This window comes from Nitrospirota bacterium (genome assembly GCA_016219645.1).
Classification (GTDB): domain Bacteria; phylum Nitrospirota; class Nitrospiria; order Nitrospirales; family Nitrospiraceae; genus Palsa-1315.
On record JACRLR010000018.1, the window covers coordinates 79,824 to 92,853 of the forward strand.

Below are 13,030 nucleotides of genomic sequence, written 5' to 3' on the forward strand. Positions count from 1 at the left end.
CGCGCATCGATGTTTCGCAAGACTCAACAGATTCACTTAGTAGGAATCGGGGGGTCTGGGATGAGCGGCATCGCCGAGGTGTTGCTGACGATGGGGTACAAAGTGACTGGTTCGGATCTGGCGGCTTCCGATACGACGCGGAGGTTGGAAGAACTCGGCGGCCGCATCTTTGTCGGACATCAGGAGTCTAATGTAGGAGAGGCGCAGGTGGTGGTCATCTCCTCTGCCGTGTCGGTGCAGAATCCCGAGGTCGCAGCGGCCAAAGCGAGACAGATCCCCGTAATTCCTCGGGCCGAGATGCTCGCGGAATTGATGCGACTGAAATTTGGAGTCGCTATCGCCGGTGCGCACGGGAAGACCACGACGACGTCGATGGTGGCCAATGTGCTGGCCCAGGGCGGGTTGGATCCGACCATGGTGATCGGGGGAAAAGTGAATGCGTTGGGGAGTCATGCCCGCCTCGGGCGAGGCGAGCTCCTCGTGGCAGAAGCCGATGAGAGTGACGGATCGTTTCTACGCCTGTCTCCGACCATTGTCGCGGTGACGAATCTCGATCGGGAGCATCTCGATCACTACGGCAGTATGGAGCGCATCAACGAATGCTTTCTCGAGTTTATCAATAAGGTGCCCTTCTATGGATTAGCCGTATTGTGTGCCGACGATGATCGGCTCAGGGCGCTCTTTCCGAACATTGTGAAGCGCTATCAGACCTACGGACTCAGTGAGCATGAGGGCATCCTGCCGGACTTTTTTGCGACAGAGATCAACATGAGTCAATGGGGTGCCGACTTTCGGGCGCAGTATCGTGGGCGCAATTTGGGCCCGTTCCGTCTTGCGGTACCTGGCAGGCACAACGTATCCAATGCGCTGGTGGCGATTGCGATCGGCCTTGAATTGGATGTGCCGGTGGACCTCATTAGAAAAGCATTGGCAGCCTACAGCGGAGTTGAGCGCCGCTTTCATCTGCGAGGTGAAGCCAAGGGGATTATGGTTGTCGATGATTACGGGCATCATCCGACCGAGATCAAGGCCACTTTGGCCGCAGCGAAGCAAGGGTGGGGAGACCGGCGGTTGGTGGTGCTGTTTCAGCCCCATCGCTATACCAGAACGCGAGACTTGCTGGAGGATTTTGCGAGAGCGTTCGACCAGTCGGATGTCTTGTTCTTGGCGGACATTTATGCGGCGGGAGAGCAACCGATTCCCGGAGTGTCAGGAGCCAAGCTGGCCGAGACCGTTCGTGCGGCCGGCCACCCTTCTGTGACCTTTGTGGAAGAAAAAGATCAGTTGGTAGATCAGGTGTTGCCCCATCTGAAATCAGGTGACATCCTCATCACATTGGGGGCCGGGGATATCTGGAAGGCGGGGGTTGGGCTGTTGACTCGATTGAACACCGTTACGTGATGCCATGAAGCGGGGTGGCCAACGTGTCAGGACAGCTGCGAACGTTCATGCGCAATTTACGCAAGCAGACCTACGGGCTGCTGTGGCAGGGCTCCGAGGGACCGTGTCTTTCCAGGCTCCATTGCGAGACTACACGTCGTTCAAGATTGGAGGGCCGGCGGATGTCTTAGTTGAGCCGGCTGATATTGAGGACGTCTGTCTGCTGGTCCAGCAGGCACGCGCGCGAAAGGTTCCGTTCTTCGTTCTGGGCGGGACGAATCTGCTCGTCCGGGATGGGGGAATCCGCGGCATTGTGATCAGCCTAGCAAGGTTGCGGGGGATCGAAGAAGAACCGGAGTTTACCCTCTATGCCGAAGGGGGAGTCGGGATGCCGACGTTGATCGGCCATGCCATCCGTCATTCCCTGGCGGGACTGGAATGGGCGGCAGGAATTCCAGGGACTGTGGCCGGCTGTGTGGTGATGAATGCCGGTACGAAGCTCGGAGAAATGAAGGATTCGATCAAGGCCGTTCGCATGGTGAATATGAATGGTCAGGTCGTAGATGTGCCGGCAGCTCGGGTGGGGTTCGAGTATCGCCGGGCTTTGCTGCCGCGCGGTATCGTCGTGGGGGTATGGGTTCAGTTGCAGCAAGGGGTTCGATCAGAGATTGAGCGAATGGTTAAGGACTATCTCCACTATCGACGGGACACGCAACCGCTCGCGTTGCCAAGCGCTGGTTGTGTATTTAAGAACCCTCCAGGCGACTCAGCAGGCAGACTGATTGAGGCAGCCGGCTTCAAGGGGGTACGCGTCGGTGATGCAGAGGTTTCGTTGAAGCATGGCAACTTCATCGTAAATCGGGGGGGGGCGCGCGCGGCGGACGTGATTGCTCTGATCGGGAAGGTCCGTAGCGCTATTCGCCGCCGAACCGGCGTACGGTTGGATCTTGAACTCAAAATTGTAGGAAAGCCCTAGCTGTATGAGTGAGCCTTCTCCGACAGAGAGACCCCTTCTGACCCGAGCCAGGATCGGGGTCCTGATGGGTGGGCAATCAGCCGAACGTGATGTGTCGCTCCGGACGGGGACCGCGGTGCATCGGTCGCTGGTCCGGCGTGGCTACAACGCAGTGACGATCGATGTCGGGCCGACGCTTTATCAGGATTTGCGCGACCAGAAGATCGACGTGGTGTTTCTCGCATTACACGGGCCAGGCGGTGAAGATGGCGCGATCCAAGGATTTCTTGAGACCCTGGGAATTCCCTATACGGGATCCGGTATCCAAGCCAGTGCGATTGGCATGCATAAAGTTACCACGAAAACCCTCTTGACCTCGGCGCGTATTCCCGTGCCGGCCGGCACAGTTGTAAAGCGGGGGGCGAAGGCCTCACAGGCCACAGTGATGAAGGCAGCGAAATTGCGCTGGCCTGTCGTGGTGAAACCAGCATCGCAGGGGTCCACGATCGGCGTCACCATCGTGCGGAAGCCCGCGCAATGGCGCGATGCCCTGGCCCTGGCCCACCGCTACGATGTGGATGCGATGGTCGAGGCCTATATCCCGGGGCATGAAGTCACCGTGCCGGTCATTGAGAGGCGCGAAGGCTCTCCATTGGTGCTCCCAGCCGTCGAAATTGTCGCTCCGGGAGGTTTCTACGATTTTTCGGCGAAGTATGAGTCGGGGAAAACGCAATATCTCTGTCCCGCGCCATTGACGAGGTCGGTGACGCGGCAGATTCAGGCCTTGGCGCTGCGCACCTATGAGGTACTGGGCTGTGAAGGTGCCGCCAGGGTCGATTTTCGTATCACCCTGCGCGGCCGCCCCGTGGTGTTGGAGATTAATACGGTGCCGGGCATGACCGAAACAAGTTTGCTGCCGATGGCGGCGGCGCAGGCAGAGATCGACTATGACGAGCTGACAGAACGGATTCTTGAGTCAGCCCTCGTTCGTGCAGCCCGTCTCGACCGTTTGTCAGGCGGAGGGGGTGCCCGATGAGGTTGCTGTTCCGGAAGCGAGCAGTGAGAGAAGTCGGTCCCCGGGTGAACCAATGGAAGGGTGCGCGTGCGAGTCAGATGTCGGATCACCGGCAACAGGCGCGTCGGGAGAGACTCCTCTCGCAGGGGCGATGTGTGTTGCGCGTGGGGCGGTGGATCGTTGGTCTTGGGGCATTGGCGTGGGTCTTGGCCATCGTCACGCAAGAGATGGGGCCGGTTCTTCAGAGCTGGCTGGAGATCCGCGAAGTAGAGGTTGAAGGCATGCACCGTGTGACGAAGGGGGAAGTAGTGGAGCGGCTCGTCTTGAAACCTGGCATGGGACTCCATCAAGTCAGCACGTCGTTTCTCGCTGAGCGCGTGCGGGCGCATGCCTGGATCAAAGAGGCGGAGGTCGAACGCAGACCCCCGCATCTCCTGTATGTCGCCATAGTAGAACGCATGCCTGCCGCCATCGTTCGGAGCGGAGCGGACCATTGGTTGAGCGATGAGAACGGGTACCTGCTGACTCACTTGGGCAGACAGGATGACCGGACGTTGCCGCTGTTGACCGGGCTGGATCCCCAGGCTCTCCAACGCGGCGAGGCAGGAATCCGCAATGCGGTGCAATCCGGGGTCGTGCTGGCCAAACTCATTGCCAAAACCTTCGACGGGCGGGTTGAAATTGACCTCACGAATTCCTCGAATGTGGTGGCGTCAGCCAATGGGGTGCGTTTCCAATTCGGTGACGATTCTCTAGTCGATCAATGGGAGCGGTTTCAGAAAGTCAGGCCCTCATTCAAGTCTGCTTCACTCGATGGTCGGAAACGTGAAGTAAGCGAGATCGATCTGCGTTATGACAATCGCGTCATTGTGCGGGAAGGGGTGTGAGGGCTGTGCCGAAGCGTGATCAAATTCTTGTGGGGTTGGATATCGGGACTACGAAGATTTGCGCCATAGTTTCGGAAGTCACCGATGGAGGGGCGCTCAGCATCATCGGGGTTGGATCCTGCCCGTCACGAGGGCTTCGAAAAGGCGTGGTGGTCGATATCGAGAGCACCGTGGAATCGATCAAGAAGGCGGTCGAGGAAGCGGAGCTGATGGCGGCGGTCCAGATCAATTCTGTGTATACCGGCATCGCCGGAAGCCATATCTCTGCGGAGAATTGTAAGGGGGTCGTGGCGCTCAAAAAATCAGAAGTGACGCGTGAAGATATTCATCGTGCGATCGAGAGCGCACGGACCCTGGCGGTCATTCCTCATGAACGACGGATTCTTCACGTGCTGCCGCGAGAATTCATGGTGGATGGGCAGGAGGGGGTTCGGGAGCCGCTGGGCCTGTCCGGGAACCGTCTTGAAGTCAACGTGCATGTGATTACCGGTGCTGTGACGTCAGCGCAAAATATCATCAAGTGCGTGAACCGCGCGGGGCTCGATGTCGTGGATATGGTGCTGCAGCCTCTGGCGTCCAGTGAGGCTGTCCTCAGCGTGGAAGAGCGTGACCTGGGAGTCGCCATGGTCGATCTGGGTGGTGGAACGACGGACCTTGCGATTTTCCTCGACGGGAGCATCAGGCACTCCGCGGTCTTGCCGATTGGTGGGCAGAATCTCACGAAGGATCTCGCGATCGGGTTGCTGACCTCTCAGACGCAAGCCGAAAAGATCAAGCTACATCGCGGCATCGCCCGAACAGGGTTGGTGCAGGGCCATGAAACGGTAGAGGTTCCGTCTGTTGGGGATCGCCCTGCACGCACGTTTTCCCGCCGTGACATTGCTGAGATTCTTGAGCCGCGTGTCGAAGAAATATTCGAGCTGGTGCGTCGGGAAATCACGCGCGCCGGCTACGAGGGCATGTTGGGGGCGGGGGTGGTCGTGACAGGCGGAACGTCGTTGTTAGAAGGGATGCCTGATGCGGCTGAGCAGGTCTTGAATCTTCCGGCCCGACGGGGTGCACCTAGCGGGATTGGAGGGCTTCGCGACATCGTCAGTAATCCCATGCATGCCACAGGTGTCGGCCTGTTGCTCCACGCCCGGCACCATGCTGAGGAGATGGCCACGGCCGGTCTGCGGAGCGGACGGCCGTTGTACAAGGTATTCGATCGTATGAAGTCCTGGATGTTCGAGTTCTTTTAACCACTCTGCGAGACGGATGGCCGTGACGCGGATTCTATCAAGGGAGGTGTCTTGATGTTTTCATTTGAAGAGGATGTCGTGTCCCCTGTTCGGATCAAAGTGATCGGTGTCGGAGGCGCCGGGTGCAATGCTCTGAACACCATGATCATGTCTGGATTGGCGCGGGTCGATTTTATTGCCGCGAATACCGACCTACAAGCATTGGATCGGTCGCGTGCGTCGTATAAAGTTCAACTGGGGCCTGAGAGGACCAGAGGGCTCGGCGCTGGGGCCAAGCCGGAAGTCGGGAAAGACTCTGCGTTGGAAAGCAAAGATCAGATTCGGGAGTGTCTTGAGGGCGCCGATATGGTCTTCGTGACTGCGGGAATGGGTGGTGGAACCGGGACTGGTGCTGCACCGATCGTGGCGAGTATCGCGCGCGAACTCGGTATCCTGACGGTCGGGGTCGTGACGAAGCCTTTTTCATATGAAGGTCACCGCCGAATGATTCATGCGGATGAAGGGATTCGAGACCTCCGTCGCCATGTGGATACGTTGCTCGTGATTCCAAATCAGCGGTTGCTCGGCATCGTCGACAAGGCGACACCGTTGCTCGAAGCCTTCAAGGTGGCCGATGACGTCCTTCGGCAGGCGATCCAAGGGATTGCGGATGTGATTACGACCACAGGCCATGTGAACGTGGACTTTGCCGATGTCCGCACTGTGATGTCGCATACGGGCCGTGCGGTGATGGGCATGGGGGTGGCGTGCGGGACGAATCGGGCGATCGAAGCGGCGCAAAAGGCGATTTGCAGCCCGTTGCTGGAAGAAGGCAGCGTGGAAGGTGCCCGTGGTGTGTTGTTGAATATCACCGGTGGGCCCAACATGTCGCTGCATGAAATCGAGGAAGCGGCCACGATTGTGCAACAGACAGCCGATCCTGAAGCGAATATCATTGTGGGGCAGGTGATCAACCCGGATATGGGTGATGACCTGGTCGTGACAGTGATCGCCACAGGATTTGAACTGAAGGAGCCGTCTGCTCAGGCTCCTGTAGCTGCGGCCCGGGCTTCTCGCGCTGGGCAACAGGCGATGGCTGGTGTTGGACAGGCGGTGGGAGAACGGTCGTACGGGGAGCGACCCCTCAAAGATCTTGACCGCCCAACCTTCTTGAGGCGGATGGGAGATGCAAGGGAGTCGATGGAGCGGACTGCGGCGGTTGTTGACGATGAGTGGGATGTGCCCACGTTTTTGCGCAAGCAGGCTGACTGAGCTGCGAGGGCTGCAAACGTTAGTAGTCTGAAGGGAGTATGGCTATGGGGACAGGGGTCATCACGGTTCCTGCTTTCTCGTCTGCGCGCGACGGCGTCCGACATTTCTTCGGCACGCGCAGCCATGCGGATTCTCTGGCGCTTGATATAGGAATACCCGTTCGTCGGCCCAGGGTGCCGGGAAGTGGCTGGCTGCTGTCTGTCAAACAGGTACATGGAACCGATGCCTTGGTGGTGGATCGTCCCCTTACTGAGTCGGATCAGTTCCCCGGTGGGTGGGACGCATTGGTGACCGATCAGCCAGGCGTGACGGTGGCGGTGCGCACGGCGGATTGTGTGCCTGTGCTCGTGCATGACTCGCGTCGACGTGTTGTTGCGGCGATTCATGCAGGCTGGAGAGGCGCAGTTGCAGGGGTCGTTTCGAGGACGATCACCCTGATGGCAACCAGATTTGGATCGACGGAGTCTGATCTGCGGGTCAGTATTGGGCCTTCGGCTGGCCCCTGTTGCTATGAAGTCGACGATCCGGTGCTCGACCAGCTTCGAAGAGAATTACCTGAGTGGCAGTCAGTCGTGCGGGGTTATCGAGGACACAAGGCTCGACTGGACCTCAAGGCCTTGATCCGACGGCAAGTGGAGAGGCAGGGTGTGCCTGCATCCTCTGTCTCGGCAGTGAATCTCTGTACCATTTGCCAAGATCAGCTCTTTTATTCGTATCGACGAGAAGGCCGCGTGAACGGGACAATGATCAGTGGAATTACGCTGCTTTCTCATCGATAGGAACGCGTCCTGGTGCGGGCACTGACAATTGCCAAGCGGTTTCGGTAGAATAATCGTTGAACGTCCGAGAGACGACGTTGCACGTCTTGCCAGCCAGAACACTAGGCGTATGGACGCTGGTTCGATTGGGATTGGCGAGAATACTCATCCCAGTTGTGAGTAAGCCCAGCATAAGCCTCGGAAGTCAGGACTACCGGATGGGCTGCTGACTTAGGAGGGCATGTGTCTAGTCGAATGATTACGAGGAAAATCGCGTTCATCGGGGGTGGCCAGATGGCTGAGGCCATGATCAGCGGCCTTCTCTCGGGGCAGGTCTGTTCTGCTGAGTCGATATGGGCGACGGATCCCGTTGCCGAGCGCCGTGATCGCTTAAAAGGTCAGTTCGGCATTCGAGTCGGGTCTGCCAACCGTGAGGCTGTCGCCTGGGCTGACGTCATTGTCTTGGCCGTGAAACCTCAGACGCTTCCTGCTGTGCTCAGCGAGATTGGTCCTCACCTGGTCCATGGACTTGTGATTTCGATTGTGGCAGGGGTCATGATTCGGACGATTGCAGAACAGGCAGGCGGCGCGGCGAGAGTGGTCCGTGCGATGCCAAATACTCCAGCCTTAGTTCGGGAGGGTATGACCGCTCTTGCAATGGGTGTAGGGGTATCAGACGATGATGCTGGCCTGGTTCGAACGATATTCGAAACTGTCGGTCGCGTGGTGGCTGTTGAAGAACGACTCATGGATGCGGTGACCGGGTTGAGCGGCAGTGGGCCGGCCTATGTATTTCAGGCCATCGAGGCATTGGCGGACGGGGGAGTCATGGTGGGTCTGCCGCGGCAGACCGCCGAACTCCTTGCGGCACAAACTGTATTCGGCTCGGCTCGTTTAGTGCTTGAATCAGGAGTGCACCCCGCTCAACTGAAAGACCGAGTAGCCTCTCCCGGAGGCACGACTATTGCCGGGCTTCATCAGCTCGAACAACGGGGATTTCGTGCTGCGCTGATGGCGGCGGTCGAAGCGGCCACCACACGGTCGAAGGAGTTGGGGCGCTGATGTTTGTTGCGGGCAATGCTCTTTCGGCAGTGGCGATAATACTTGATTATGTCCTAACGCTTTATATGTGGGTGATCATCGCCCGTGCGCTGATCTCGTGGGTGAATCCGGACCCATGGAATCCCATTGTGCAATTTCTCAATCGAGTGACCGAACCTATCTTGGCGCCGATTCGTCGGATGATTGGGCTGCGGATCGGGGTGGATGTGTCACCAATCATTGTGATACTGATCATTATTTTTTTGCAGAAGGCCGTTGTGCAATCACTCGAAGAGTTTGCTATGAGGATGAACTGAGATGACCATGGGGGATGCCATGAAAATTACACCACTTGATATCCAGCAAATGGTGTTCAAGGTCAGCATGCGCGGGTATGACAAAGAGGAGGTCAACCGCTTTCTTGAAGAATTGGCACAGACGATCGAGTCGTTGAATCGGGACAATGCAGTTCAGCGAGAAAAGATCATGTTTTTGGAGCAGCAGCTTGCTGAATTGAAGCGGACGGAAGCGACATTATCGAGCACCCTTTTGTCTGCTCAATCGCTGGCCGATGATGTAAAGCGGAATGCCCAGCGGGAGGCGGAGCTCGTCATCAAGGAGGCTGAACTGAAGGCAGGGGAGTTGATCCATCGGGCCAGGGTCGAGCTGACCGATATGCAGAGCGACATCTCGTCGCTCCAGAAACAGCGATTGCTCATGATTGAACGATTGCGCGCGTCGTTGCGGATGTTCGAGCGTTTATTTGAAGTGGAAGAGCGGGAAGCGTTGCATGACGCCGCGGCCGCATCGGAAGAGAAGCTCGAAGGAGAATCGAGCCCGGCGCTCTGATCTGTTGGATCTGGCCGGTCCTTGGCCCTGCTTTGATCCCGGTTTTCTTCTCGCCGCCCAGCAGCAGATTCCCGCGCCCATGACAGATGTCTTGCCTATGGCCACCTCTCGTGTCCTCCAGGCCGCACTGCAATCGGCCGTTGACGACGGTGTATTTCCTGGTGCCCAACTGGCGGTGCGCCTGCGCGGTGAGTTGCAATGTGTGGCCATGGCAGGGCGGTTGTCTTCAGAGCCCTTCGGGGCTCCAGTACAAGCCTGTACCATCTATGACCTCGCTTCTCTCACGAAACCGCTGGCAACGGCCACATCCATCTTGCTCCTGATTCAGGCCGCCAAATTTTCTCTTGAGGATCCCGTTCAACAGATACTCGCCGAACTTGAAGGGACACCGATCGGTCAGGCCACTGTGCGGGAGCTCTTAACCCATCGCTCGGGTCTGCCAGGATGGCGACCTTTCTATGAACGGCTTGATGCACGAGGGATTATCTCCGGGCTTTCTAGCCGGGATCAACCCGTCAAACAACAAGTATTGCGCATGATTCGCGACGAACCGTTGATCTATGCGCGCGGGGAGCGAAGCATTTACAGCGACCTTGGATTCATGTTGTTAGGATTACTGGTGGAGCGTCTCAGTGGAGTTGCGCTCGATCGTTGGTGTGAAGAAGCCATCTTCCGGCCGTTAGGGGCCGATCCTCTGCTGTTCTGCCCCACGGCAGGGCAAGTCCAACTCGAAGTTGGATGCTCGGCCGTTGACATCTCAAGAATCGCGCCGACCGAATGGGATGAGTGGCGCAATCGGTTACTATGCGGGGAGGTGCACGACGAAAACGCAGCGGCTATGGGTGGTATTGCTGGTCATGCCGGGTTATTCGGGACTGCCGAATCGGTGCTGGTTGTCTCCGGGGCCTGGCTCAGCGGTTATCATGGAAGAAGTTCGATGCTGGACGGAGGGCTTGTCAGACAGTTTACAGCCCGCCAAGAACTGTCCGCCGGATCGAGTTGGGCGTTGGGATGGGACACTCCATCAGCTCCGTCATCATCAGGGTCATTTTTTTCCGAGGAGTCGTTCGGGCATCTAGGGTATACCGGGACGTCACTGTGGATTGATCCGCGGTGCGAATTAGAAGTCGTGCTGTTGTCCAACCGGGTACATCCGAACCGGAGGAACGAAAAGATCAAGACCTTCCGTCCCTATATCCACGACCTGGTATACCGGGAGTTTGTGCCTGTGTAACAGGCTCGGCTACGCGGGGTCCTGGTAATCGACCCAGGTCTCTTTTTCGGCGAGATATTTCATGCCTTTGAAATTTGCGCGGGTTCTCATTTTGCTGAAGCCCAACTTCTGCATCGATTCGACCAGTTCTTGTACCGCGGCGGTGATGGTTGGATGGGAGTGTCCCTCGACGATCAGAGCTTCATACATGACCTTGGCAGCGTAACCTGAGGCTGTTCGATTGACAAGGACCGTCCGATTGAAATACCGATCGCTAGGGTCGACTCCTTCAAGCTGGTGCTTTTCAACCAGCCCTTCTCTTTTGAAGAGCAGAGGAAGAGAACTCATTACGACCCCCGTGATACCCGGTTGGGATAGACTGAGACTTTGAATTATAGGGCGGGGCATTGCTGACTGCAAGCCGTTGACAACTACCTAAAGGCCCTCCTATCATCTCCCCCCGCCGTGGTGGGTTTCTGTGTTCCAGATGATATGAATATCCCCAACAGCTTGACCATCCTCCGTATTCTCCTCATCCCCTGCTACATTGGGCTGCTGATATACGGGAGATTCAATGAAGCGCTTGTCGTGCTTCTCGTGGCTGGGATCACTGATGCGCTCGATGGGGCGATCGCGCGCATGAAGAACCAGCATACAAGGTTCGGGGCCGTGTTGGATCCTCTGGCTGATAAATTACTCCTGACCTCGGGGTTCATCACGCTATCAATGATTCATTTGATTCCTTTGTGGGTAACCATCCTCGTGGTCAGCCGGGATGTGATACTGTTGCTGGGAACGGCGGTCGCACACTTCACAGAGTCTCGCATCGATATCACTCCCACATTCTTGGGTAAAGGCACCACGTTTCTCCAGTTGTCCTATGTTGTCGTCGTGATATTCTTGACCTCCCGTCACATCGACCTCAGCATCATGCTGCCTCTCTTGCTCGGCATGGTTTCCTTCACGCTGTTATCCGGGTTGCACTATCTCTACAGAGGGTTTCGACACACGAGTGTGACCGGCGGCTAAAGGGTTGTATTTTTTGACCTTACCTACCTCGCACATTGCGTCGAGAATATGCATTTGTTTGACAGGTTTTGAGGTGGCCAGTAGACTCGCCATGTAGGTATTCCTCTCGGTCTACAACCGGCCAGTGCTATGGCCATATCGAAGGGTGAGAGTTGCGCATGGCTACCTTTGCGTACGTCGGACGAACCAGAGGGGGTACGGTCAAGAAGGGCGAGTTGAGCGCGAAAACCCGCGATGAGGCGGTGGATCAACTCCGCAAGCAAAGCGTCGTTGTCACCAGTCTGGAAGAAAAAAAGAGTGGAGCAGGTGGATTCAAGATAAACTTGGGCTCCGGCCTCACCGATAAAGACCTGGTTGTATTTACACGGCAATTTGGCACGATGATCAATGCGGGTCTGCCCTTGGTGCAGTGCCTCGAAATCCTCTCGACCCAGTCCGAGAATAAAGTACTACGAGAGACGATTGGTGAAGTAAAGGTTCAGGTTGAGGCAGGTTCGACTTTCTCGGATGCCTTGCGGCGCTTTCCCAAAATCTTCGACGATCTCTACGTGAATTTGGTTCATGCCGGTGAGGTGGGGGGCCTGCTCGATACGATCCTGACACGTCTCGCCGTATACATTGAGAAAGCGATGAAGCTCAAAGGGCAGATCAAGTCTGCCATGGTATATCCCATCACGATCATGGGCGTCGCAGTTGTTGTTATTACTATCCTCATGCTCTTTGTCATTCCAATCTTTGCAAAGATGTTTCTTGACCTGTCAGGTGGGAAAGTGGCGTTGCCAGGTCCTACGCAAATTGTTATCGACACGAGCAACTTCTTTATAGCCTACTGGTACATCATTCTTGGCGGTATTGTGGGGCTCATCTTTGGTATTAAGAAATATTATGGGACGGTTAAAGGTCGGAAGGTCATTGATAAATTGCTTCTCAAGGTACCAGTGGTGGGAGACCTCATCAGAAAGGCTTCGGTCGCCAAGTTTACCCGCACGCTCGGGACTTTGCTCTCGAGCGGGGTTCCATTACTCGATGGCATGTCCATCTGCGCAAAGACATCGGGCAATAAGGTTGTTGAAGAAACGTTGCTGGATGCTCGCCTCAGTATCAGTGGCGGAAAGACCATCGCCGATCCCTTGGCATCGAGCGGGGTGTTTCCCAAGATGGTGACGCATATGATTGCCGTCGGTGAATCAACCGGCGCGCTCGACGCCATGTTGGGGAAAATCGCAGACTTTTACGAAGAAGAAGTTGATCAGGCGGTTGCCTCGTTGACGGCGTTGCTTGAGCCGGCGATGATGGTGTTTCTGGGGGTTGTCATCGGGTTTATCGTGATTGCCATGTATCTTCCGATATTTAAAATGGCGTCCGCAATCGGGTGATACTCGTGTTTCACCTACTCTTCTCACCAAGCTGG

Annotated in this window: 14 protein-coding genes; 13 read left to right on the top strand and 1 reads right to left on the bottom strand. The window is 56.7% G+C overall.

The features are described from left to right. Nucleotides 1-9 precede the first annotated feature (9 nt). The 11 genes from HZB34_07110 (at nt 10) to HZB34_07160 (ending at nt 10,611) form a co-directional block, all read left to right on the top strand. Nucleotides 10-1,401 carry a UDP-N-acetylmuramate--L-alanine ligase gene (locus HZB34_07110; GenBank protein MBI5315723.1) on the top strand — a complete coding sequence of 464 codons (1,392 nt, stop codon included), beginning with the start codon at nt 10-12 and terminating at the stop codon, nt 1,399-1,401. Between the two features lie 4 nt (nt 1,402-1,405). After that, nucleotides 1,406-2,356 carry a UDP-N-acetylmuramate dehydrogenase gene (gene murB, locus HZB34_07115; GenBank protein MBI5315724.1) on the top strand — a complete coding sequence of 317 codons (951 nt, stop codon included), beginning with the start codon at nt 1,406-1,408 and terminating at the stop codon, nt 2,354-2,356. A gap of 4 nt (nt 2,357-2,360) precedes the next feature. Then, a complete protein-coding gene (locus tag HZB34_07120) occupies nt 2,361-3,371 on the top strand; it encodes a D-alanine--D-alanine ligase (GenBank protein MBI5315725.1) in 1,011 nt (336 codons plus the stop codon). Beyond that, nucleotides 3,368-4,237 (top strand): FtsQ-type POTRA domain-containing protein, encoded by an 870-nt coding sequence (locus tag HZB34_07125; protein ID MBI5315726.1) that lies wholly within the window; start codon nt 3,368-3,370, stop codon nt 4,235-4,237. Before HZB34_07120 ends, HZB34_07125 begins: the two co-directional genes overlap by 4 nt. Next, complete coding sequence (ftsA, locus tag HZB34_07130) at nt 4,234-5,478, top strand: cell division protein FtsA (GenBank protein MBI5315727.1); 1,245 nt, start codon at nt 4,234-4,236, stop codon at nt 5,476-5,478. The genes HZB34_07125 and ftsA overlap by 4 nt, the downstream gene beginning before the upstream one ends. Nucleotides 5,479-5,532: 54 nt before the next feature. Further along, entirely contained in the window at nt 5,533-6,729 is a 1,197-nt protein-coding gene (ftsZ, locus tag HZB34_07135; protein MBI5315728.1) for a cell division protein FtsZ, read from the top strand. Between the two features lie 44 nt (nt 6,730-6,773). Continuing rightward, complete coding sequence (gene pgeF, locus HZB34_07140) at nt 6,774-7,508, top strand: peptidoglycan editing factor PgeF (protein MBI5315729.1); 735 nt, start codon at nt 6,774-6,776, stop codon at nt 7,506-7,508. 234 nt (nt 7,509-7,742) lie between these two features. Further along, nucleotides 7,743-8,549, top strand: a complete 807-nt coding sequence (gene proC / locus HZB34_07145; GenBank protein MBI5315730.1) for a pyrroline-5-carboxylate reductase — start codon at nt 7,743-7,745, stop codon at nt 8,547-8,549. Further along, nucleotides 8,549-8,845: a YggT family protein gene (locus HZB34_07150; protein ID MBI5315731.1), complete on the top strand. Its 297-nt coding sequence runs from the start codon at nt 8,549-8,551 to the stop codon at nt 8,843-8,845. The genes proC and HZB34_07150 overlap by 1 nt, the downstream gene beginning before the upstream one ends. A 19-nt stretch (nt 8,846-8,864) precedes the next feature. Then, on the top strand, nt 8,865-9,377 hold the full coding sequence (locus HZB34_07155) for a DivIVA domain-containing protein (GenBank protein ID MBI5315732.1): 513 nt from the start codon (nt 8,865-8,867) through the stop codon (nt 9,375-9,377). Then, nucleotides 9,319-10,611 (top strand): beta-lactamase family protein, encoded by a 1,293-nt coding sequence (locus HZB34_07160; GenBank protein ID MBI5315733.1) that lies wholly within the window; start codon nt 9,319-9,321, stop codon nt 10,609-10,611. The genes HZB34_07155 and HZB34_07160 overlap by 59 nt, the downstream gene beginning before the upstream one ends. Before the next feature lie 9 nt (nt 10,612-10,620). Here the strand turns inward: HZB34_07160 and HZB34_07165 are convergent, their stop codons facing one another. Next, a complete protein-coding gene (locus tag HZB34_07165) occupies nt 10,621-10,938 on the bottom strand; it encodes a hypothetical protein (protein ID MBI5315734.1) in 318 nt (105 codons plus the stop codon). Between the two features lie 144 nt (nt 10,939-11,082). Between HZB34_07165 and HZB34_07170 the strand changes: the two genes are divergently transcribed. Continuing rightward, on the top strand, nt 11,083-11,619 hold the full coding sequence (locus HZB34_07170; protein ID MBI5315735.1) for a CDP-alcohol phosphatidyltransferase family protein: 537 nt from the start codon (nt 11,083-11,085) through the stop codon (nt 11,617-11,619). Between the two features lie 158 nt (nt 11,620-11,777). Continuing rightward, nucleotides 11,778-12,995, top strand: coding sequence for a type II secretion system F family protein (locus HZB34_07175; GenBank protein ID MBI5315736.1), 1,218 nt, complete (start codon nt 11,778-11,780; stop codon nt 12,993-12,995). Nucleotides 12,996-13,030: the final 35 nt, after the last annotated feature.

Coding starts and splice junctions, on each gene's coding strand:
- pgeF (MBI5315729.1), top strand. CDS start 6,774: ATGGGGACAGGGGTCATCACGGTTCCTGCTTTCTCGTCTGCGCGCGAC.
- HZB34_07125 (MBI5315726.1), top strand. CDS start 3,368: ATGAGGTTGCTGTTCCGGAAGCGAGCAGTGAGAGAAGTCGGTCCCCGG.
- murB (MBI5315724.1), top strand. CDS start 1,406: ATGAAGCGGGGTGGCCAACGTGTCAGGACAGCTGCGAACGTTCATGCG.
- HZB34_07110 (MBI5315723.1), top strand. CDS start 10: ATGTTTCGCAAGACTCAACAGATTCACTTAGTAGGAATCGGGGGGTCT.
- HZB34_07155 (MBI5315732.1), top strand. CDS start 8,865: ATGAAAATTACACCACTTGATATCCAGCAAATGGTGTTCAAGGTCAGC.
- HZB34_07160 (MBI5315733.1), top strand. CDS start 9,319: ATGACGCCGCGGCCGCATCGGAAGAGAAGCTCGAAGGAGAATCGAGCC.
- HZB34_07175 (MBI5315736.1), top strand. CDS start 11,778: ATGGCTACCTTTGCGTACGTCGGACGAACCAGAGGGGGTACGGTCAAG.
- proC (MBI5315730.1), top strand. CDS start 7,743: ATGATTACGAGGAAAATCGCGTTCATCGGGGGTGGCCAGATGGCTGAG.
- HZB34_07120 (MBI5315725.1), top strand. CDS start 2,361: ATGAGTGAGCCTTCTCCGACAGAGAGACCCCTTCTGACCCGAGCCAGG.
- HZB34_07165 (MBI5315734.1), bottom strand. CDS start 10,938: ATGAGTTCTCTTCCTCTGCTCTTCAAAAGAGAAGGGCTGGTTGAAAAG.
- ftsZ (MBI5315728.1), top strand. CDS start 5,533: ATGTTTTCATTTGAAGAGGATGTCGTGTCCCCTGTTCGGATCAAAGTG.
- HZB34_07170 (MBI5315735.1), top strand. CDS start 11,083: ATGAATATCCCCAACAGCTTGACCATCCTCCGTATTCTCCTCATCCCC.
- HZB34_07150 (MBI5315731.1), top strand. CDS start 8,549: ATGTTTGTTGCGGGCAATGCTCTTTCGGCAGTGGCGATAATACTTGAT.